Origin of the sequence: Paenirhodobacter sp., from assembly GCF_041916475.1 — a bacterium.
Lineage (GTDB): Bacteria > Pseudomonadota > Alphaproteobacteria > Rhodobacterales > Rhodobacteraceae > Rhodobacter.
In genome coordinates, this window is record NZ_JAYRZN010000016.1 from 57,537 (window position 1) to 78,102 (window position 20,566).

The following is a 20,566-nucleotide window of genomic DNA, read 5'->3' on the forward strand; positions in this document are numbered from 1 at the left end:
CATCTTTTGATCGCGCCGGGGATTTCGCGGGCGGCGCGGCGATTAACCTTTCATCAACCAAGCCCGGTTAACCCTTTTGTAACGGTGGCGACGGGGGCAGAAATGGTGGCGACGACCTACACGGTGGCCTTCGAGGGCGTCGAGGCCAAGCGGATCGAGGTGCAATGCGCTCTGGCCGCGGGCCTGCCGTCCTTCTCCATCGTCGGCCTGCCCGACAAGGCCGTCAGCGAAGCCCGCGAGCGGGTGCGCGCCGCGCTGAGCGCGCTGTCGATCGCGCTGCCGATGAAGCGGATCACCATCAACCTGTCGCCTGCCGACCTGCCGAAGGAGGGCCCGCATTTCGACCTGCCGATCGCGCTGGCGCTTCTCTCGGCGATCGGGATCCTGCCCCCGGATGAGATCGACGATGTCCTGTCGCTCGGTGAACTGTCGCTGGATGGGCGGATCAAACCGGTGATCGGCGCGCTGCCGGCGGCGATGGTCGCGGCCGAAGACGCGCGCGCGCTGATCTGCCCCAAAGATTGCGGCGCCGAGGCGGCCTGGGTCGGGGCGACCACGGTCTATGCCCCGGCCACCCTGAACGATGCGATCCGACACCTCACATCCGAACGCCCGCTGACCCCGGCGCAGCCCGGCGCCGTGACCGAAGCCCCGCCCCACGGCGACCTGCGCGACGTGAAGGGGCAGGAGCGGGCGAAGCGCGTGCTCGAAATCGCCGCGGCAGGGCGCCATCACATGCTGATGGTTGGCCCGCCCGGGACCGGCAAGACGATGCTGGCGCGCCGCCTGCCCGCGCTGCTGCCCGAATTGAGCGCGGCCGAAGCGCTGGAAACCTCCATGGTGCGCTCGGTGGCGGGCCTGCTCGCCGAAGGCGGCATTTCGCGCAGCCGGCCCTATCGCGCGCTCCACCACTCCGCGACGCGCGCCGCCCTGATCGGCGGCGGCCGCCGGGCTCAGCCGGGCGAAGTGAGCCTCGCTCATAATGGCGTGCTGTTCATGGACGAATTCCCGGAATTTTCCCGCGACGTGCTCGACAGCCTGCGGCAGGCGCTGGAAAGCGATGAGATCACCGTGTCGCGCGCCAATGCCCATGTGCGCTATCCGTGCCGGTTCCTGCTGGTTGCGGCGGCCAATCCCTGCCGTTGCGGCTACATGACCGATCCGTCGCGCGCCTGCGCCCGTGTCCCGGTTTGCGGTGCCGATTACATGGCCAAGATATCCGGCCCCCTGATGGACCGGTTCGACCTGCGCATCGAGGTGGCGGGCGTCGACTGGCGCGAGCACCGCAGCCTGCCGGAGGGCGAATCGACCGCTACTGTCGCCGCTCGCGTGGCCTGCGCCCGCGCCCTTCAGGAACGGCGCTTCCAGGCGCATCCGAACGTACGCGTGAATGCTGAGGCCGAGGGGCGCCTGCTCGACGAAATCGCCACGCCAGATGGCGAAGGGCAGGCGCTGCTGCTGCGCGCGGCCGAAAGGTTCAGCTTCAGCACGCGGGGCTATCACCGGATCCTGCGCACAGCACGCACGATTGCCGATCTGGACGGATCGGAAGCCGTGCGTTCTCCGCATCTGGCCGAAGCGATCAGCTACCGTATCGTTTTCGATCGGCCGCGCGGGTGAAGCGCCGATGCGGCCGCATCCCCCGGGAGGCGGCTAAGGCGGACTGGTGCAAAGGCCGATGCCGCCGTCGGGTCTGTTGCCTGCCCGATCTGCGTCTCTCCCCTCGGATAGCCGCACCCATCCAGGACATTGCCCTGAGCCTCCTTGGCGCAAAATCTGATCGCGTCGGCCCGCACAGCGACCATAGGCGACAGAACGCCGCCTTTGACAGACTGATTGCATCTTCCCGAGACAGGAAAGGCGGATGCGGCCTATAGATGGACCGCGCCCACATCGCAGCCTTAGCGCTCAAACGGCCTAAAGGGCTCCTGCCAAACCTCCTGCCGGTCAATCAGGCACGAGGTTTGGCAGGACGCGGCCAATTCTATTCGAGTTCGTGCCCAGCCAAGGCCCGCTGGATCTCACGCCGGACAAGTTTGCGCACGTTGTGCGTGATCCGTTCACCCAAAACGCCGCGCAACTCCTCGCGGATCAGCTGGGCAACCATGATCCGCAGCGCCTCTTCATCGAATTCCGGCACCGCGATCGCATCGAACAGCGGATCCTCATCTTCCGCGACCTGCAGCCGAGGCGAACGGATCGATTCCGCCCGCAGGATCTGCGGAGCCACACGCTCGATCACCTGAGGCGTTTCGTCGGGCTCCAACTCCGTCGCGACATCCTCGGCCACGGAAGCATCCGCACTCTCTGCAACATCCTCGACTTCCATGTCGGCCTCGACGACCACCGCCACAGCTGCCGCCGCATCTTCCGGCTCCGAGACGGGCTCGATCGTCTCCATCGCGTCAGGCTCCGGCAAGTCCGCCAGCTCTTCTGCCGCCTGATCCACTTCGGCCGCCTGATCCACTTCGACAGGCCCGACGACTTCATACCCGGCAAACAGCGCATCCGCGGCAGGCCGCGCCGATGCGACCGACAGCGCGAACCGCTCCACTTCCATAGCCAGAATCGCGCCAAACGTCTCGGGAGCAGCCAGCTCAGGAGCTGCCTCCTCTGCGACCACATCTTCTGCAGCTTGGGAGACAGGAACCGTCTCTTCCGCGACATCGAACTCCGGCAGATCGACAGTCAGCGAGGGCAGAACCTCCTCCGCATTCTCGTCGACCTCTGCCACATCGAGTTCTGCCTCATCCGCCAGCACGGCATCGGGCCGCTTCGGAGCGATGAAATCCGCAACTGCCGCCTCGGGCTCAGCCGCCGGTTCGATCTCGGCTTCCGCGGCCGCAGCCTCCATCTCCGAGATGGCGCTTTCCAGGCGGCCCAGCTCTTCGCCGATATCGGCAGCAGGCGCTTCCGGCGCGGCGGCCGCCACGACAACGGGCTTCTGCGCCTGTGCGATTCGCTGCGCCGGTGTCAGCACGAGGCAATTGTCGTCCTGCGCGGAGGCCGAATGCCGGAAGGAGGCCCGCTGGACGCGCGGCGCCCTGCCATCCTGCGACACGAGCCGCCGGATCGACGACAGGACATCCTCGATTTCGAAATCGGATTCGGCTTCCTTCATGGTGCTCCCAGCTCCTGCGCGCGACCCCGCGCTCCTGTTCGGGACTCCCGGAAAATACCGGAAATCCGTCCCTGTTCACCCCGCCGAACGCCCTGCCCCCGGCACAACCGACCCGTCCGTCAGTTCTGGCCGATGGCCTTCAGAACACGATCCAGGCTCTTGCCCTGAACGCTCGTATAGGGAGCGTTGCGAACCGCGTTGTAATAGGCAGCCGGGTCGTAGGTGGGGATCCCGAGCTTGAGGTCTTCTACCGTCAATAAACCCATAGAGGAAAGTAGTTGATAATATCCTACCTGCAGATCGGCTTCGGCCGTGATCCGCGATGCGCGCGCATCCAGCAGGGTCTGCTCCGCATCCAGAACGTCGAGCGTCGTGCGCGAGCCCAGCAACGCCTCCTCGCGCACGCCCTGATAAGCGATTTCCGCAGCGGAGATCTGTTCGTCATAGGCCCGGATCTGGGCGCGATACACGTCGATCTGCGCCCAGGCCTGCGCCACCGTATTCGCCAGCTCGACGCTGGTCTGCTGCAGCGCCGAGCGGGCCGCATCACGATTCGCGATCGCCTGACGGTGCACCGAGGACAGCTGCCCGCCGGAATAGAGCGTCTGGCTCATGCTGATGCCCGCAGAGGTCGTCTGCCGGGCGCCCTCATAATTGCCGAATCCCGCCGAGGCAGACACCTCGGGCAGACGCTGCGCCGCGGCCGATTTCACCGTCAGCTCGGACATCGTCACCGAATGCTGGGCGGCCTTCATCAGCGGATGGTTGCGCTGCGCGACGGAGCGCGCCTCGTCGACACTCTTGGGCAGGCTCGGCGCCTTCGGCAACGGCGCCAGATCGACCGGATAATGCCCGACCGCAGCCTTGTAATTCTCGCGCGCGATCTCGTAATTGCCCTGCGCGGCCACCAGCGCGGCCCGGGCCGCCGCTTCCGCGGCCTCTGCCTGCGACACGTCGGTCTTGGTGACCTCGCCAACCTCGAACCGGTCACGGGTCGCCTTCAGGTCCTCGCCATAGACGCGGACTGAATTCTGGTTGATGGCAACCTGCTCCGCGGCGCTCTTGACCGAAGTATAGGCCTGCACCGCGCTCAGAAGCACGCTCTGCTCGACGTTGCGCAGCGTCTCGCGGGTGGAGAGCACGGCCTCTTTCTTTACCTCGACCGCGAGGCGGTTGCGGCCGAAATCGAACAGGGTCATCGATGCCGTCAGCTGCGCCGAAGCGGTCTGCAGGTCGCGGCTCGAGGTCAGGTCGCTGTTGGAATAATTATACCCGGCCGACCAGCCCAGCACGGGGCGCAGCGCCGCCAGAGCCTGCGCCACATCTTCGTCCGCCGCGCGCAGCGTCGCCTGATTCTGCTTCAGCAGGTTCGATGTCCGATAGGCCGAGACCAGCGCATCGGCGAATGTCTCCGCCGAAACCGCCGCGCCACTGGCCGTCAGGCCCAGCGTCGCCACCGACGCCAGAAGAAGCTGTCTGAACATGCGCGTCATGCCTGATCCTCGCGTTTCTCCGCGGGCCGCTTCTTCCGGCGGCCCCGCGCGCCCCGGCGAACCGGGATCTGTCTCAAACTGGCACCGGCGCGCGCGGGAGCGCGTCAGAGCGTGAATGCACGCGCCACGGCAAAGCCCGGCAGAACCGGAGCCGACGCGTTGAAGGCGTCGCGCCAGGACATCGCACCGTCGATCTTGCGACCGATCCGCACAGTGCCGAGCGCGCCCTGCATGAAGATCGCGACGATCCGCCCGCCCTCTTTCAGCTGATCCAGGATCGCCTGCGGCAGGGTTTCGACGGCGCCCTCGACCATCACCGCATCATACGGGCCATGCTTGGCGGATCCGTCGCTGATTTTTCCGGAAACGACCGCGACGTTGTCCACGCCCGCCTGCGCCAGCGTGGCCTCCGCCAGCGTGGCGAGATCGCCCTCCTCGACGGCCACCACCGCCTCGGCCATCCGCGCGATCACCGCCGCCGAATAGCCCAGGCCACAGCCCAGATCGAGCACCAGATCCGTCGGCTGCACATCCAGCGCATCCAGCATCTTGGCGAAATTGCGTGCTTCCAGAATCACCCGGCCCGGCGCGATCGCAAGGTTCTCACCGATATAGGATGCCTCGCGCAGCGCCGCCGGGACATAATCCTCACGCGGAATCGCCAGCATGGCTTCGATGATCGGGAACTTGGTTACGTCGTTGGGCCGGACCTGGGTATCCACCATCAACGTGCGGCGCGTGGCGAAGTCTTGCATTTTCTGAACTCTTCGGTCTGGTGTCCCTGCGCGAGTCTTACCACAGAAACCCGGACGGGGCAACACAGCGCAATGCATGCAGGGGTTGCAGCGCGGAACGAAGGCGCTCAGGGCTGCGCGAGGGCCGCGAGCATCTCCGCCGCCGCGGCCGAAGCCGCCACCTGCCCACCCGCGACAGAGGCCCCCAGCGCGCGCATCCGGGCGCGGATCTCCGGATCCGCCTCGAGCCGCGCCAGCAGCCCCTCCCGCACCTCGGCCTCGAACCAGTGCCGCGCCTGCTCGGCCCGGCGGGTCGCGAAAAATCCGTTCTCGCGGCGCCAGCCTTCCAGCGCCTGCATCTCGGCCCAGGCCTTCTCCAGCCCCATCTGCTCCACCGCCGAAACCGGCAGCGCCTTCGGGAAGCCCTCCGGATCATAGGCGCGCTTGCGCAAAAGCCGCAGCGCGCCCGCATAATCCGCCACGGTACGCATCGCCGCGGGCTTCAGGTCGCCATCGGCCTTGTTTACCAGGATGATGTCGGCCATCTCCATGATGCCGCGCTTCACACCCTGCAGCTCATCGCCGCCCGCGGGCGCCATCAGCAGGATGAACAGGTCGGTCATTTCCGCCACCAGCGTCTCGGACTGCCCCACCCCAACCGTCTCGATCAGGATCACATCGAACCCCGCCGCCTCGCACAGCGCCACCGCCTCGCGCGTGCGCCGCGCGACGCCGCCCAGATGGGTCTGGCTCGGCGAGGGCCGGATGAAGGCGTTCGGATCGCGCGAGAGGAATTCCATCCGGGTCTTGTCGCCCAGGATAGACCCGCCCGAGCGGCTGGACGACGGGTCCACCGCCAGCACCGCGACCTTCAGCCCCTGCCCGGTGAGCATCAGCCCGAAGCTCTCGATGAAGGTGGATTTGCCTACCCCGGGCGTGCCGGAAAGCCCGATCCGCAGCGCCTGCCGCCCCGCCTGCCCGACCCGGTCCAGAAGCGCCGTGGCCGCCGCGCGGTGATCGGCCCGGATCGATTCCACCAGCGTGATCGCCCGCGCCAGCGCCCGCCGTTCGCCGGACAGGATCCGCGGCGCCAGGTCGTCTACGGAATCGCGGGGGGCAGAGGGGGCGTTCATCGGCGGGCCTTCGCTGATCGGACTATGGTGACGAAACCGTCATCGCAAACTGCAACTGTTCGGGTTTCATGCCCTCTTCGCAGGGTATATGTCCAGTGCGAACGCCGAACACCGGAGAAACCGCATGCTCCGCACCCTCTGCCGCGCCCTGCTGACAAGCGCCCTGCTGGCCCTGCCCGCCGCCGCCGACCAGTCCGACCGCATCGTCTTCACCTTCACGCTGAAGGGCCTCACCGCCGGGCAGCTGAGCATCAACGGCAAGATCCAAAGCAACAGCTATGGCGCCAATGGCGTGATGGAGGCCAAGGGCCTGCTCGGCGCGCTGCGCACGATGCGCTATGATGCCACGGTCACCGGCAGCTATGCGAACGGCCGCTTCACCCCGCAGCGCTTCGATGAAACCGCGCAGCGCGGCTCCGACAGGTTCCAGTATGTGACGATCTACAAGGGCGGCACCCCGGTTTCGGTGAGCCGCGTGCCGCCGCGCAGCCCGCGCCCGACCGATGTGGACCCGGCCCAGCAGGGCGGCACCATAGACCCGCTGACCGCGCTCTATGCCGTGCTGCGCGACGTGGACCGCGACGAGGCCTGCAAGCTTTCCGTCTTCATGTACGACGGCTCCAAACGCACCCAGGTGTCGCTGAGCCGCCCCAGCCCGGCGGGCACGGGCGTCACCTGTGCGGGCGAATACCGCCGCATCGCGGGCTTTTCCGAGCGGGAGATGAAGGAGAAGAGCCTGTTCCCCTTCACCCTGACCTATGCGCCCACCGCCGATGGCACCCGGCTGCAGGTGGTGTCGATCGAGACCGATACGATCCTTGGCAAAGGCCGCCTGACGCGGCAATAAGGCCGCGTGAGCGACCGCCTTCCCATAGATGACGCCCTGCCCGGGCTGATCCGCGCCATTGGCGCGGAGGGGCGCGCCGTGCTGATGGCGCCGCCCGGCGCGGGCAAGACGACGCGGGTGCCGCTGGCGCTCTTGCCCGGCACGCCCGGCCGGATCGTCATGCTGGAGCCGCGCCGCCTCGCCGCCCGCGCCGCTGCCGAGCGCATGGCCGAAACGCTGGGCGAGCCCGTGGGCCGGACCGTCGGCTACCGGATCCGCGGCGAGGCGAAGGTCTCGCGCGAGACCCGGATCGAGGTGGTGACCGAGGGCATCCTGACCCGGATGATCCAGTCCGACCCGGAGCTCTCCGGCATCGGCTGCGTGATCTTCGACGAATTCCACGAGCGCAGCCTGAACGCCGATCTCGGCCTCGCGCTGGTCTGGGAGGCGCGCGGCGCGCTGCGCCCCGACCTGCAGGTGGTGGTGATGTCGGCCACGCTGGATGCGGAGCCGGTCGCGGCGCTCCTTGATGATGCGCCGGTGATCATCTCCGAAGGCCGCGCGTTTCCGGTGGAGACCCGCTGGCTGCCGCGCCCGGCCGGGCCGCGGCTGGAGCCCGCCATCGCGCAGCTGATCGAGCAGGCCCTTTCAGAGACCGAGGGCGGCATGCTGGTGTTCCTGCCCGGCGAAGGCGAAATCCGCCGGGTGGAGGCGCTGCTGCGCCATCTGCCCGTGGCCCTGCGCCCGCTGTTTGGCGCGATGGATTTCGCGGCGCAGCGCGCGGCCATCGGCCCCGCGCCCGGGCGCAAGGTGGTGCTCGCGACCTCCATCGCCGAAACCTCGCTCACCATCCCGGATATCCGCGTGGTGGTCGATGCCGGGCGCGCGCGCAGGCTGCGCTTCGATCCGGCCTCGGGCATGGCGCGGCTGGTGACCGAACGCGTCTCGCGCGCGGAGGCCGAGCAGCGCCGGGGCCGCGCCGGCCGCGTGGCGGAGGGCACCTGCTACCGGCTCTGGACCAAGGGCGAGGAAGGCGCGCTTCCGGCCTTCGCGCCGCCCGAAATCGCCGTGGCGGACCTGTCCGGCCTCGCGCTGGAGCTCGCGCTCTGGGGTGCGTCGGACCTCGCCTTCCTGACCCCGCCGCCCGCGCCCGCTCTGGCCGAGGCGCAGGCGCTGCTGGAGGGGCTGGGCGCGCTCCGCGCAGGCCGGATCACCGCGCATGGCCGGGCGCTGGCGGCGCTGCCGTTGCATCCGCGCCTCGGGCATATGCTGGTGACGGCGGGGCCCGGAGCCGCCACCCTGGCCGCCACGCTCGCCGAGCGGGACCCTCTGCGCGGCGCGCCGGCGGATCTGTCGTTGCGCATCGCCGCCGTGGCGCAGCCTGCGCGCTTCGAAAATGCGCACCGTGGCACGATAGAACGGATCCGGGCGGAGGCCACGCGCCTGGCCCGGCTCGCGCCCGCGGGCAGGCCGCACAGCCTCGCCGAAATGGCAGCGCTGGCCTACCCGGACCGCATCGGCCTGCGCCGCAAGGGTGAGGCCGCGCGCTATGTGCTCTCGGGCGGCAAGGGCGCCGTGGTCGATGACAGCGATGCCCTTGGCAAAAACCGCCTGATCGTCGCGACCGACCTCGACGGCGACCCGCGCGAGGCCCGCGTCCGCCAGGGCATCGCGCTTGCCGATGCCGAGCTGCGCCGCCTTTATGGCCCGCAGATCGGCTGGCGCGACCTCTGCGCATGGTCGCGCCGCGAGGGCCGGGTGATCGCCCGGCGGCAGGAATGCTTCGGCGCGCTGGTGCTGGAGGACCGGCACTGGCCCGATGCGCCCCCCGAAGCCCTGGCGCGCGGCGCGCTGGACGGTCTGCGCCAGCTGGGCCTCCCCCTCACCGCCGCGGCGCAGCGGTTCCGCGCCCGGGTGCAGATCCTGCGCGCCGATGGCGCCCAGATGCCGGATCTCTCGGATGCCGCCCTGCTGGCCGGGGAGGCGCTCCTGCCCTTCCTCACCGGCAAGCGCACCGAGGCCGATCTGCGCGGGCTCGACCTGACCGAGGCGCTGCGCGCGCAGCTGGACTGGGCGCAGATGGCGGAGCTCGACCGCCTCGTGCCCAGCCATTTCGAGACCCCGCTCGGCCGCCGCGTCCCGATCGACTATTCCGGCGAGGCGCCCTCGATCGAGGTGAAACTGCCGGAAATGTATGGCGTTACCGCCCACCCCACCATCGGGCCGAAGCGCCACCCGCTGCGGATTTCGCTCCTCAGCCCGGGGATGAAGCCCATTCAGGTGACGATGGACCTCCCCGGCTTCTGGGACGGCTCCTACGCCGAGGTGCGCAAGGAAATGCGCGGCCGCTACCCGCGCCACCCCTGGCCCGAGAACCCGCGCGAGGCGGACCCGACCACCCGGGCCAAGCCCCGCGGCACCTAGGCCCGCCGCACCGGCAGCAGCGCGGCAAAAATCAGCGCGGCCGCCGCCACGATGGAGGGGCCCGCCGGCGTATCCCATTGCAGCGAGGCCCAGAGCCCCGCCAGCACCGAGACCGCGCCCACCGCCACCGCACCCGCGGCCATGGTCTCGGGCAGCCGCGCCACCCGCCGCGCCGCCGCCGCCGGAATGATCAGCAGCGCCGCGATCAGCAGCGCGCCGACGATCTTGATCGCCACCGCCACGGTAAGCGCCAGCGCCACGGTGAGCACCAGCCGCTCGAACCGCGGGTTCAGCCCGGAGGCCTGCGCCAGCTCCTCGTTCACCGTCGCGGTGAGCAGGCCCTGCCAGCGCCACAAAAGCAGCCCCAGCACTACCGCAGCACCGCCCCAGACCACCGCGATATCGGTGCGGCTCACCGCCAGAATATCGCCGAACAGGAAGGCCGAGAGATCGACCCGCAGCCCCGAGATGAACGAGGCCACCACCAGCCCGAAGGCCAGCGCAGCATGGGCGATCACGCCCAGCACCGTATCGAAGGACTGCCCGCGCCCGGTGAGCCACGCAACCAGCACCGCCATCGCCAGCGCAACCGCCAGCGTGCCCGCATAGAGCGGCACCCCGAGCCCGAGCGCCAGCGCCACCCCGAGGATCGCCGCATGCGCGGTGGCATCGCCGAAATAGGCCATGCGCCGCCACACGACGAAGGAGCCGAGCGGCCCGGTAGCGAAGGTCAGGCCCACGCCCGCAAGGGCGGCGCGGGTCAGGAAATCGTCAAGCATGATGGTGCTCGTGCGGATGGGCGACATGCGGATGGGCATGGTCGTGGCCGTGCCCGTCGTCATGGTCGTGATCGTGGTCGTGGATATGCTGATAGAGCGCGAAGGCGCCGCCGGTGCCGAGCCCGAACAGCGCGCGGTACTCCGGCGCCTCCGAGACCACCCGCGGCGTGCCCGCACAGCAGACATGGCCATTCAGGCAGATGACCCGGTCCGACGAGGCCATCACCACATGCAGGTCGTGGCTGACCATCAGCACCGCCGCGCCGGTCTCGGCGCGCACCGCCTCCGTCAGCCGGTAGAAGGCCGCGGTGCCGGGCTGATCGAGGCCCTGCGTCGGCTCGTCCAGGATCAGGATCTGCGGCCGCACCAGCAGCGCGCGCGCGAGCAGCACCCGCTGGAACTGCCCGCCCGAAAGGCCGGTGATCTGCCGCCCGCCAAGGCCCGGCACCCCGGTGCGCGCCAGGGCCGCCTCCGCCTCGGCGTCCTTCACCCGGCGCGGCAGCGACAGGAACCGGCGCACCGTCATCGGCAGGCTCGCATCCACATGCAGCCGCTGCGGCACATAGCCGATGGAGAGCCCCGGCTGCCGGTTGACGCTGCCTGCGGCTGCGGGCTCGAGCCCGATCAGCGCCCGCACCAGCGTGGATTTGCCCGAGCCGTTCGGCCCGACGATGGTCACGATCTCGCCCGGGGCGATGTCGAAATCGACCCCGGACAGCACCGTCGCATCGCCATGCCGGACGGTGAGCCCGCGCGCGGAGATGAGCGATGTCATGCCGCCTCCCGGCACTTGGGGCACAGGCCGAGCGCCTCGATGCTGGCCCGCTCCACGGTGAAGCCTAGAGATGCCGCGCTTTCCTCCAGCGCCGCGCGCACCGGCGCGCCGGGCGCTTCGGCCACCGCATTGCAGCCGCGGCAGATCAGGAACACCGGCGCATGGGCCTCCCCGGGATGCATGCAGGCGGCAAACGCGTTCAGCCGCCGCACCCGATGCGCAAGCCCATGCTCCACCAGGAATTCGAGCGCGCGGTAGGCGACAGGCGGCTGCTTGCCATAGCCTTCGGCCGCAAGCCGGTCGAGCACTTCATAGGCGCCGAGCGCCCGATGCGCCTCCAGTAGGATCTCCAGCACGCGCTTGCGCACCGGGGTCATGCGCAGCCCGAGGCGCGCGGCCTCCGCCTCCGCGCGCGCGAGGGTATCGCTGGCGCAATGGTGGTGATCGTGGCTTTCGAAGGCCAGAGGCGTGTCGGCAGGCGGAGACATGTTACTTTATCACATTTTCCTTGACGCGTTACGATATAACATAAATAAGCACCCGCACGACCACAAGACAAAAGAGGTAGCCGATGCGTGCGCAGTCCCTGATCGCCCTTGCCCTGTGGGGGCTGCCGTCGCTGGCCCTTGCGGAAGTGCCCCGCGTGGTGACCGATATCGCCCCGATCCAGTCCCTCGCGGCGCAGGTGATGGGCGAGCTGGGCACGCCCGAGGTGCTGCTCCCGCAGGGTGCGAATGCCCACAGCTATCAGATGAAGCCCTCGCAGGCGCGGGCGCTGCAATCGGCGGACCTGCTGCTCTGGGTCGGGCCGGAAATGACGCCCTGGCTCGATCGGGCGCTGGACGCGGCGACGCCCGGAAAAGTGGTAGCGCTGCTGCATGTGCCCGGCACCCACCAGCAGGACTTCGCCCCCGGCGCCGAGGACGACGACGACGACGATCACGACGGCCACGATCATGATCACGCCGGCGAAGGCGAGGCGCATCACCACAGCGGCCTCGATCCGCATGCCTGGCTGGACCCGGGCAATGCGGAGCTCTGGCTCGACACGATCGCCCAGCAGCTCTCCGCGCTCGACCCGGAGCATGCCGCCACCTATGCCGCGAATGCCACTGCCGCGCATGCGCAGATCGCGGCGCTGGACGGCGCCATCGCCGCCGAATTCGCCCCGCTGCGCGACCGCCCCTTCGTGGTCTTCCACGCGGCCTATGGCTATTTCGTCTCGCACTATGGGCTCACGCTCGCGGGGGCGGTGTCGATGGGCGATGCGACCAGCCCCGGCGCCGCGCATCTGGCCGAGCTGCGCGCGGAGCTCGCCCGCGATGCCGTCGTCTGCGCCTTCCCGGAGCCGAACCACGACCCGCGCCCGATTCAGCGGCTGGTCGAAGGAACCCCGGTCAAGCTCGGCGCGGCGCTCGACCCGGAGGGCTCGACGCTGACCTTCTCGGCGGATCTCTACCAGAAGATGATACGGGGAATGGCCGATACAATGCTGAATTGTCTAAGCCAGGGTTGACACTTGCACCTCCCCGTCCGGCTGCGCATGGTTAACGCGTGCAGCCGGAAGGAGACCCGATGACGCTCAGCCTCCCCCTCGTCCTGGCGGACATGGCGCCCCTCCTCGGGCTCAGCAGGCCGGCGGCGCAATGCCTCGGCGCGATCTGGCGGGCCGCTCAGGCCCCCTCCGCCGAAGACCTGGTGGCCCAGCTCGGGCTGTCGCGGTCCAATGTCTCGGTCTCGGTGAAGGAGCTCCGCGCCCTCGGGCTGGTGCGCACCGCCCGCACCCCCGGCTCGCGCAAGGATTTCTTCACCGCGGATCCGGACCCTTGGGTGCTGCTGCGGCAGGTCATCGCGGAGCGTCAGCGGCGCGAATTCGCCCCGCTGAGCGAGCGGCTGGCGCAGCAAAGCGGCGCCGATCCGCGAATCGCCGATCTGATCCCCGTCGCGCAGGCGGTGTCGGACTGGATGGCCCAGATCGCGCGGCTGGAGCCCGACCAGCTGCAACAGCTGCTGACCGTCGAGCAGCCGAAAAAAAAGAAGAAAAAGAAGGGCTGAAGCCGTCTTGCAGCGCCATCGGGGCGCGCCAATATACACTGCGGGAACCAAGCGATGGGGGAGACGATGAGCGAGGCTCTGCGTGTGACCTGCCTGGCCTGCGGGCAGGCGAACCGGATCCCGGCGGAACGGCTGACGGCCGGGCCGAAATGCGGCGTCTGTGGCGCCGCGCTGATCAGCGGGCGCGTCAGCGCGATCGACAGCGCGACACTGGCCAAAGCGGCGCGGGACGACCTGCCGCTCTTGGTGGATTTCTGGGCCGGATGGTGCGGCCCGTGCCGGCAGATGGCGCCGCAGTTCCAGGCGGCGGCGGGCATGCTTGCGCCGCAGGTCCGGCTGGCGAAGATCGACACCGAGGCCCATCCAGAGGCGGCGCAGCACTACCGGATCCAGGGGATCCCGGCCTTCATTCTGTTCGCGCATGGCCGCGAAGTGGCGCGGGCGGCGGGGGCGCGCTCCGCGGCGGATCTGGCGGCTTTCGCGCGCGGGAAGCTGGGGATCGCGGCCTGAGCGTCAGGCCGCGCGGGGCCCCCAGAGGATCAGTGCCGCGCCGCACAGGCTGAGCGCGGCCCCGAGCAGGTCCCACCTGTCCGGGGACTGGCCTTCTATGGCCCAGAGCCAGCCCAGCGAGGCCGCAATATAGATACCGCCATAAACCGCATAGGAGCGCCCGGCCTGATCCGCGGGGCTTTGCGCCAGCAGCCAGCCAAACAGCGCGAGCGAGACCATCCCCGGCGCGACCCAGAGCATGCTGCGCCCCAGCCGCCACCAGGCCCAGAACGCGAAGCAGCCCGCGATTTCCGCGAGTGCGGCCGCAGCGAAGAGGGGGAATGTCAGCATCGGTCCTCGGGGTCTCGGGCGCGCCGCGACAGTTGCACGGCCCGCATCGCCCGTCAAATGCCCGCGCTACCGCGGATTGGCGTAAACCGCTGTCCAGAACATGGTCTTGCCATCGGCGGCCACGGCATAGCCGATGCCGAATTCGCGCATCTGCCCGATCATGATATTCGCGCGGTGGCCCGGCGAGGCGGACCATTCCGCCAGCGTGCGATCCAGCCCGAAGCGCCCGGCGGCGATGTTCTCGGCGATGATCCGGGGGCGGTAGCCCTCCTGCTTCGCGCGCGCCATCGGCCCGGTCGTCTTGGTGCCCAGATGCGTCATCGCGCCCCGGTTGGCCATGTCGCAGGCGTGCTGCTCGGCCACGCGCTGCAGCGTCGGATCCGTCACCAGCGGCGGAAGGCCCTGCTGCGCGCGGGTGGCATTGGTCTGCGCCAGCGCGACCTGCGCCTCGGAGGGGCTCACGGCGGGGCAATGGGCCTGCCCCGCGGCCGCGACCGCAATATCGCCATGGCCATCCGTCCAGACGACCCGCCCCGGCAGGCGCGGCGCGGGCGCGCTGGTGCTCTGCGTCGCGACGGGCGGCGGATGCGCTGCCCCACAGGCCGCAAGTACGGCCGCCACGATCCCGAGGCGGATCGGAGTTCCGATCATGTCACGCTCCCCTTCTGTCCGGCCGGCAGCCTAGCGCCGAGAGATTACCGGAACGGAAATGCTCACCCGGCGCGCCAGGCGCCGCCATCCTCACCGAACCGCGCCGCCAGATCCGCCGCAATCGCCATGTCCCGCGTATCGGGCGGTCCGGCAAATCCGGGGCGGAATCGCATCCGGAAGGCCGGCAATATAGCCGCGAGCGGCAGATCCGGATAGCCGAAGGCAAGCAGCAATGCGCGAAATGCCGCCGCATCGGGCGCGGGCGCCGGGCCCTCCCCGGGCCAGACGGAAAGCCCCTGCCGCGCAAGGCGATGCCAGTCGAACCGCGGCCCCGGGTCGATCTTGCGCTCGGGCGCCATGTCGGAATGCGCGATCACCCCTTCGGCCGGGATCGACCAGCGCGCCATCACCCCCGCCAGCAGCGCCTCCAGCGCCGCCATCTGCGCCTCCGGGAACGGGCGGTCGCCGGGATTGGCGATCTCGATGCCGATGGAGCGCGAGTTCACATCGCCTTGCCCGCGCCAGCTGCCCGCCCCGGCATGCCAGGCGCGCATCTCCTCGGGCACCAGCGCCTCCACGCCGCCATCCTCGGCGATCAGCCAGTGGCAGGAAACCTCCGCCGCCGGATCGCAAAGCCTTGCGCGCGCGGCGGCACAGCTGTCCATCCCGGTGTAATGCAGCACGATGAGCTCCGGCCGCGCGCCATCCCGGCGCGGGCCGAAATTCGGCGAGGCAGGCGCCGCGCCCGCCGCGCGCGTCATTGCGTCGGCGCCGTGGCCTTCAGCACGGCCAGCGTATCGGCCCCGATCGTCCCCGAGGGGGCCTCCGCCGCCCCCGCCGTGGCATCGGCGCCATAGGCGCCGTTCTCGGTCATCACCGGGGCCTGCGGGGCCGGGGTGACCTGGCCCTGCGAATGCGCCTTCAGATATTCGCCATAGCTCGCATAGCCGCCCGCGCGGGTTTCCCGGTCGGACTGGTTGCACCCGGCCAGGGCGAGCGCGATCAGGACCAGAAGCGAAACCTTCGGCATAGCCGCCCCCCTTACCACCATCTGGACGGTTTGTGCGCGAACCCGGCCGCCCGCTCGAGGACCAGCGCCTGGTTCAGCAGTTCGCCCTCGCCCCAAGGCTTGCCGATCAGCTGCAGCCCGAGCGGCAGGCCCTTGGCATCGAGCCCGACCGGCACCGAAACCCCCGGCAGCCCGGCCAGGTTGACCGTCACCGTGAACACGTCGTTGAGATACATTTCCACCGGCGAGGCATCCGCCATCTCGCCGAGCCCGAAGGCCGAGGACGGCGTCGCAGGCGTCAGGATCGCATCGATGCCCGCGGCGAAAACCGTGTCGAAATCGCGCTTGATCAGCGCGCGCACGCGCCGGGCGCGGTTGTAATAGGCGTCATAGAACCCGGCCGAGAGCACATAGGTCCCGACCATGATCCGCCGCTGCACCTCGGGGCCGAAGCCCTCCGCGCGGGTCTTTTCATACATGTCGACGATACCGTCGCCCGCGCCGAGCTTCGCGCGGTGGCCGTAGCGCACCCCGTCATAGCGCGCGAGGTTCGAGGAGGCCTCCGCCGGCGCGATCACATAATAGGCGGGCAGCGCGTATTTCGTATGCGGCAGCGAGATCTCCACGATCTCCGCGCCGGCATCGCGCAGCATGGCGGCGCCGTCGTCCCAGAGCTTCGCGATTTCGGCGGGCATGCCGTCGATGCGGTATTCCTTCGGAATGCCGATCTTCTTGCCGCGGATATCGCCGCTCAGCGCGGCCTCGAAATCCGGCACCGGAATGTCGGCCGAGGTCGAATCCTTCGGATCGACCGAGGCCATCGCCTGCAGCATGATCGCCGCATCGCGCACGGTCTTGGTCATCGGCCCGGCCTGATCGAGCGAGGAGGCGAAGGCCACCACGCCCCAGCGGCTGACGCGGCCATAGGTCGGCTTGATGCCGACGATGCCGGTGAAGGCCGCGGGCTGGCGGATGGAGCCGCCGGTATCGGTGCCGGTCGCGGCGAGGCACAGATCCGCCGCCACCGCCGCCGCCGAGCCGCCCGAAGAGCCACCCGGGGTCAGCGCGCGCTCATCCACCTTCCAGGGGTTCACCACCGGGCCATAGCAGGCGCTCTCGTTCGAAGAGCCCATGGCGAATTCATCCATGCTGAGCTTGCCCAGCATCACCGCGCCCGCGTCCCACAGGTTCTGCGTCACGGTGGATTCGTATTCCGGCCGGAAGCCCTCGAGAATGCGCGAGGCGGCCTGGGTGGCCACGCCCTTCGTGCAGAACAGATCCTTGATGCCGAGGGGGATGCCGCACATCGCGGGCGCATCGCCCGCCTTGATCCGCGCATCGGCGGCCGCAGCCTGCGCGCGCGCGATCTCGGGCGTTTTCGCGCAATACGCGTTCAGCGCACCGGCCGCGTCGATGGCGGCAAGGCAGCTCTCGGTGATCTCGACCGAGGTCACATCGCCCTTGCGCAGCGCGTCGCGGGCCTCGGCAATCGTCAGGGTATTCAGGCTCATTCGACCACCTTCGGCACGGCAAAGAAGCCCTCGCGGGCGTCCGGAGCGTTCGACAGCACCTTCTCGGGATAGCCGCCATCGGTCACCACATCTTCGCGCCGCTTCAGCCGCATCGGCGTGACCGAGGTCATCGGCTCCACCCCGTCCACGTCGACTTCGTTCAGCTGTTCCATGAAGGTGAGGATGCCCGAAAGCTGGTCCGCCAGCTTCGGCAGATCCTGCTCGGCAACCCTGATACGCGCGAGATGCGCCACCTTGCGGGCGGTGTCGATGTCGATGGACATGAAACTCTCCGATTGTCTCGCACGCGGTTTAACGCCCATGGCCCGGCGCTGCAAGCGCGCTTGCCCCCGGGCGCGCAGCCGGGGCCGCGAAACGCCGCTCCGCCTTGCCGCGGGCGCCTGCCGCGCTACTGTGGGAGCCGAATCCGAAGGAGACATGCCATGAAACTCAGCTGGCTCGGCCATTCCGGCTTCCGCCTGGACATCGAAAACGCGGTGATCCTGATCGACCCCTGGATGAGCGGCAATCCGGTGTTCCCGGCCGACCGCCGCGCGGAGGCCATCGCCGGGGCCACGCATATCCTGCTCACCCATGGCCATGGCGACCATGCCGCCGATGCGCTGGCGCTGGCCAGGGAGCTGAACATCCCCGTCGTCGGCATGTACGACCTCGTCACCTTCTGGCAGCAGGCGGAGGGCATCGAGGCCATCGGCTTCAACAAGGGCGGCACGGTGGATCTCGGCGGGGCGAAGGTGACGATGGTGCCGGCCAGCCACTCCTCCTCCCTCGTCGGCAAGGACGGGCCGATCTATGCGGGCAGCGAGGCGGGCTACATGATCGCGGGCGAGGATCAGGTGATCTACCTGTCGGGCGACACCACGATCATGGCCGACATGGCCTGGATGGGCGAATACCATCGCCCGACCATCGGCATCCTCTGCGCGGGCGGCTATTTCACCATGGACATGAAGGCCGCAGCCTTCGCCGCGCGCAAGTATTTCGATTTCCGCACGGTGATCCCCTGCCACTACCGCACCTTCCCGCTGCTCGAGCAGAGCGCGCAGCTTCTGGCCGAGAGCCTGCCCGGCGTGGAGGTGATCGAGCCCGAAGTGCTGGTGCCGATCGAGCTCTGACGGGCCCGCGCCTGCTAGGGCTTCACATAGGCATAGCCCGCGCGCTGCAGCTCCACGAGCCGCACGATCCCCGAGGGCACCACGCCCACCTCGGGGATCAGCGCGGGAGGTTGCCCCTCCTCCTCCGCCATCACCCGCAGGGTATTGGCGCAGGCCACGATGCGCACCGGCGGCACCCCGCCCGCGATACGGTCGCGCAGCGGCCCGGGCTCGTCGCGAAGAAGCCGCACCCCGGGGCCATTGACCACGATCTCGATCTCCACCGGCGTCTCGGCATAGTGCTTGCGCAGGTTGGCCGCATTGTGCAGCGCCATCAGCAGCAGCCGCGGCTCGAGCGCATCCACATGCAGCACCACGCAGACAGCCTCCATCACTCTCTCCTCAGCCCGGCAAAAAAGGCCTTCAGCAGCTCCTCCGCCGCCCGCGCCCCGATCCCGTCATAGACCTCTGGCACATGATGGCACTGCGGATGGCTGAACACCCGCGGCCCCTGCGCCACGCCGCCCGATTTTGGATCGGCCGCCCCATAATAGATCCGCGCGATCCGCGCCTGCGAGAGGGCCGCTGCGCACATCGGGCACGGCTCCAGCGTCACATAGAGATCGTGCCCCGGCAGCCGCTCGCTGCCCGCCGCAGTGCAGGCCGCCCGCAGCGCCAGGATCTCGGCATGCGCCGTCGGGTCCGAAAGCTCGCGGGTGCGGTTGCCCGCGCGCGCCACCACCCGCCCGCCCGGCGCCACCACCACCGCCCCCACCGGGACTTCGCCGCGCGCCGCCGCCGCCCGCGCCTCGTCCAGCGCCTGATCCATGTAGGAGGTGAATGTCATGGCTCTTCATCGCCGCATTCATCGCGCTTTGCAACGCGGGGATTCGGGTGTATCAGGGCGCCTTGCCCGCGAAGACCGCGCGCCCCATCCCCCAGAAGGACCATGATTATGACCGACACCCCCGTGCACAGCGGCCCCGAACGCGTTGCCAAGATCATCGCCCGCTCCGGCGTGGCCTCGCGCCGCGATGCCGAGAAGATGATCCTCGAAGGCCGCGTGGCGGTGAACGGCAAGACCATCGACACCCCCGCGCTGGACGTGCTGCCGAAGGACAAGGTGACCATCGACGGCAAGCCGATCGACGCGCCCCAGGAAACCCGGCTCTGGCTCTATTACAAGCCGCTCGGCCTGGTGACGACCGAGAAGGACGACCAGGGCCGCCGCACGATCTTCGATGAAATGCCCGAGGGCATGCCGCGGGTGCTGAATGTCGGACGGCTCGACCTGAATTCCGAGGGGCTGCTGCTGCTCACCAACGACGGCGGGCTGAAGCGGCGGCTGGAGCATCCGGAAACCGCCTGGCTGCGCAAGTATCGCGTGCGGGTGAACGGCCGGCCCAGCAACGACACCTTCAACCCGCTGCGCGAGGGGATCACCATCGACGGCGAGGATTTCCAGCCGATGGAAGTCACGCTGGACCGCCAGCAGGGCGCCAATGCCTGGCTGACGGTGGGCATCCGCGAGGGCAAGAACCGCGAGATCCGCCGCGCGATGAACGCGATCAACCTGACCGTAAACCGGCTGATCCGCGTCAGCTACGGCCCGTTCCGGCTGAACGAGATGCAGCCGGGCGATGTGACCGAGGTGAAGCGCAAGGTGCTGCGCGATCAGCTGGGCGACCGGCTGCTGAGTGGCATCGAAGACGGCCGCCCGGCGCGCTCGGAGCTCGCGAAGCGCCCGGTCCGGCCCGCGCGCGGCCCGCGCCCCGAAGAGGACGGCCCCCGCAAAGGCTTCGGCCGGCAGCGCGATTTCGCGGAAGACGGCGCGCGCCCGGCGCGCGCCGCCGGTTTCCGCTCGCATCGCGACGAAGACGCGCGGCCCGAGGGGCGCCCGTTCGGCAAGAAGCCGTTCGAGGCGCGGGATGGCGAACGGTCCTTCGACCGGAAGCCCTATGAGAAGCGCGAGGGCGACCGCCCGGCGGGCCGCTCCTTCGACAAGCGCGACGGGGAGCGCCCGGCGGGCCGTTCCTTCGAGAAACGCGAGGGCGACCGGCCCTTCGGCAAGAAGCCCTATGAGAAGCGCGACGGCGAACG

General features: G+C 69.3%; 23 protein-coding genes. 8 read left to right on the forward strand and 15 right to left on the reverse strand.

Annotation, left to right across the window (positions count from 1 at the left end):
- Nucleotides 1-102 precede the first annotated feature (102 nt).
- The gene (locus ACOMG5_RS08765; RefSeq protein WP_420343417.1) at nt 103-1,620 is read left to right on the forward strand and encodes a YifB family Mg chelatase-like AAA ATPase; all 1,518 of its coding nucleotides are present in this window, start codon (nt 103-105) and stop codon (nt 1,618-1,620) included.
- Nucleotides 1,621-1,984: 364 nt separating this feature from the next.
- Here the strand turns inward: ACOMG5_RS08765 and ACOMG5_RS08770 are convergent, their stop codons facing one another.
- The 4 genes from ACOMG5_RS08770 to meaB form a co-directional block, all read right to left on the reverse strand.
- Nucleotides 1,985-3,121: a hypothetical protein gene (locus ACOMG5_RS08770; RefSeq protein ID WP_420343418.1), complete on the reverse strand. Its 1,137-nt coding sequence runs from the start codon at nt 3,119-3,121 to the stop codon at nt 1,985-1,987.
- Between the two features lie 119 nt (nt 3,122-3,240).
- The gene (locus ACOMG5_RS08775) at nt 3,241-4,614 is read right to left on the reverse strand and encodes a TolC family outer membrane protein (protein ID WP_420343419.1); all 1,374 of its coding nucleotides are present in this window, start codon (nt 4,612-4,614) and stop codon (nt 3,241-3,243) included.
- A gap of 104 nt (nt 4,615-4,718) precedes the next feature.
- Nucleotides 4,719-5,369: a protein-L-isoaspartate O-methyltransferase family protein gene (locus ACOMG5_RS08780; protein WP_420343420.1), complete on the reverse strand. Its 651-nt coding sequence runs from the start codon at nt 5,367-5,369 to the stop codon at nt 4,719-4,721.
- Nucleotides 5,370-5,476: 107 nt separating this feature from the next.
- Nucleotides 5,477-6,481 (reverse strand): methylmalonyl Co-A mutase-associated GTPase MeaB, encoded by a 1,005-nt coding sequence (meaB, locus tag ACOMG5_RS08785; RefSeq protein WP_420343421.1) that lies wholly within the window; start codon nt 6,479-6,481, stop codon nt 5,477-5,479.
- A 124-nt stretch (nt 6,482-6,605) separates the two neighbouring features.
- Here meaB and ACOMG5_RS08790 point away from each other — a divergent pair, with 124 nt between their 5' ends.
- Both ACOMG5_RS08790 and hrpB read left to right on the forward strand, forming a co-directional pair.
- The gene (locus ACOMG5_RS08790; protein ID WP_420343422.1) at nt 6,606-7,328 is read left to right on the forward strand and encodes a DUF3108 domain-containing protein; all 723 of its coding nucleotides are present in this window, start codon (nt 6,606-6,608) and stop codon (nt 7,326-7,328) included.
- 6 nt (nt 7,329-7,334) lie between these two features.
- Nucleotides 7,335-9,731 (forward strand): ATP-dependent helicase HrpB, encoded by a 2,397-nt coding sequence (gene hrpB, locus ACOMG5_RS08795; protein WP_420343423.1) that lies wholly within the window; start codon nt 7,335-7,337, stop codon nt 9,729-9,731.
- On the opposite strand, the gene ACOMG5_RS08800 is transcribed toward hrpB, so the two are convergent.
- The 3 genes from ACOMG5_RS08800 to ACOMG5_RS08810 are packed head-to-tail and all read right to left on the reverse strand — an operon-like array spanning nt 9,728 to nt 11,773.
- Entirely contained in the window at nt 9,728-10,510 is a 783-nt protein-coding gene (locus tag ACOMG5_RS08800) for a metal ABC transporter permease (protein WP_420343424.1), read from the reverse strand. The two genes, hrpB and ACOMG5_RS08800, sit on opposite strands and share 4 nt — an antisense overlap.
- Nucleotides 10,503-11,285, reverse strand: coding sequence for a metal ABC transporter ATP-binding protein (locus ACOMG5_RS08805; RefSeq protein WP_420343425.1), 783 nt, complete (start codon nt 11,283-11,285; stop codon nt 10,503-10,505). Before ACOMG5_RS08805 ends, ACOMG5_RS08800 begins: the two co-directional genes overlap by 8 nt.
- Nucleotides 11,282-11,773 (reverse strand): Fur family transcriptional regulator, encoded by a 492-nt coding sequence (locus ACOMG5_RS08810; protein WP_420343426.1) that lies wholly within the window; start codon nt 11,771-11,773, stop codon nt 11,282-11,284. Before ACOMG5_RS08810 ends, ACOMG5_RS08805 begins: the two co-directional genes overlap by 4 nt.
- Before the next feature lie 83 nt (nt 11,774-11,856).
- Here ACOMG5_RS08810 and ACOMG5_RS08815 point away from each other — a divergent pair, with 83 nt between their 5' ends.
- The 3 genes from ACOMG5_RS08815 (at nt 11,857) to ACOMG5_RS08825 (ending at nt 13,850) form a co-directional block, all read left to right on the forward strand.
- On the forward strand, nt 11,857-12,801 hold the full coding sequence (locus ACOMG5_RS08815; protein WP_420343427.1) for a zinc ABC transporter substrate-binding protein: 945 nt from the start codon (nt 11,857-11,859) through the stop codon (nt 12,799-12,801).
- Nucleotides 12,802-12,860: 59 nt separating this feature from the next.
- Entirely contained in the window at nt 12,861-13,340 is a 480-nt protein-coding gene (locus ACOMG5_RS08820; RefSeq protein WP_420343428.1) for a GbsR/MarR family transcriptional regulator, read from the forward strand.
- A gap of 66 nt (nt 13,341-13,406) precedes the next feature.
- Complete coding sequence (locus ACOMG5_RS08825; protein WP_420343429.1) at nt 13,407-13,850, forward strand: thioredoxin domain-containing protein; 444 nt, start codon at nt 13,407-13,409, stop codon at nt 13,848-13,850.
- 3 nt (nt 13,851-13,853) lie between these two features.
- Here the strand turns inward: ACOMG5_RS08825 and ACOMG5_RS08830 are convergent, their stop codons facing one another.
- The 6 genes from ACOMG5_RS08830 to gatC all read right to left on the reverse strand — a co-directional run bounded on the left by ACOMG5_RS08830 (nt 13,854) and on the right by gatC (nt 17,635).
- Nucleotides 13,854-14,180: a YnfA family protein gene (locus ACOMG5_RS08830; protein ID WP_420343430.1), complete on the reverse strand. Its 327-nt coding sequence runs from the start codon at nt 14,178-14,180 to the stop codon at nt 13,854-13,856.
- A 66-nt stretch (nt 14,181-14,246) separates the two neighbouring features.
- The gene (locus tag ACOMG5_RS08835) at nt 14,247-14,831 is read right to left on the reverse strand and encodes a CAP domain-containing protein (protein WP_420343431.1); all 585 of its coding nucleotides are present in this window, start codon (nt 14,829-14,831) and stop codon (nt 14,247-14,249) included.
- 62 nt (nt 14,832-14,893) lie between these two features.
- The gene (locus tag ACOMG5_RS08840) at nt 14,894-15,592 is read right to left on the reverse strand and encodes an N-acetylmuramoyl-L-alanine amidase (RefSeq protein WP_420343432.1); all 699 of its coding nucleotides are present in this window, start codon (nt 15,590-15,592) and stop codon (nt 14,894-14,896) included.
- Nucleotides 15,589-15,861, reverse strand: a complete 273-nt coding sequence (locus ACOMG5_RS08845) for a hypothetical protein (protein ID WP_420343433.1) — start codon at nt 15,859-15,861, stop codon at nt 15,589-15,591. The genes ACOMG5_RS08840 and ACOMG5_RS08845 overlap by 4 nt, the downstream gene beginning before the upstream one ends.
- Nucleotides 15,862-15,872: 11 nt before the next feature.
- On the reverse strand, nt 15,873-17,351 hold the full coding sequence (gene gatA, locus ACOMG5_RS08850; protein WP_420343434.1) for an Asp-tRNA(Asn)/Glu-tRNA(Gln) amidotransferase subunit GatA: 1,479 nt from the start codon (nt 17,349-17,351) through the stop codon (nt 15,873-15,875).
- Complete coding sequence (gatC, locus tag ACOMG5_RS08855) at nt 17,348-17,635, reverse strand: Asp-tRNA(Asn)/Glu-tRNA(Gln) amidotransferase subunit GatC (RefSeq protein WP_420343435.1); 288 nt, start codon at nt 17,633-17,635, stop codon at nt 17,348-17,350. Before gatC ends, gatA begins: the two co-directional genes overlap by 4 nt.
- A 159-nt stretch (nt 17,636-17,794) precedes the next feature.
- Between gatC and ACOMG5_RS08860 the strand changes: the two genes are divergently transcribed.
- Nucleotides 17,795-18,487 (forward strand): metal-dependent hydrolase, encoded by a 693-nt coding sequence (locus tag ACOMG5_RS08860; protein WP_420343436.1) that lies wholly within the window; start codon nt 17,795-17,797, stop codon nt 18,485-18,487.
- Nucleotides 18,488-18,501: 14 nt separating this feature from the next.
- Here ACOMG5_RS08860 and ACOMG5_RS08865 read toward each other — a convergent pair whose 3' ends face one another.
- Both ACOMG5_RS08865 and ACOMG5_RS08870 read right to left on the reverse strand, forming a co-directional pair.
- A complete protein-coding gene (locus ACOMG5_RS08865; protein ID WP_420343437.1) occupies nt 18,502-18,858 on the reverse strand; it encodes an LEPR-XLL domain-containing protein in 357 nt (118 codons plus the stop codon).
- A complete protein-coding gene (locus tag ACOMG5_RS08870) occupies nt 18,858-19,313 on the reverse strand; it encodes a nucleoside deaminase (protein WP_420343438.1) in 456 nt (151 codons plus the stop codon). Before ACOMG5_RS08870 ends, ACOMG5_RS08865 begins: the two co-directional genes overlap by 1 nt.
- Before the next feature lie 108 nt (nt 19,314-19,421).
- Here ACOMG5_RS08870 and ACOMG5_RS08875 point away from each other — a divergent pair.
- Nucleotides 19,422-20,566, forward strand: a 1,145-nt coding sequence (locus tag ACOMG5_RS08875) for a pseudouridine synthase (protein WP_420343439.1), incomplete at its 3' end; no start/stop codon positions are given.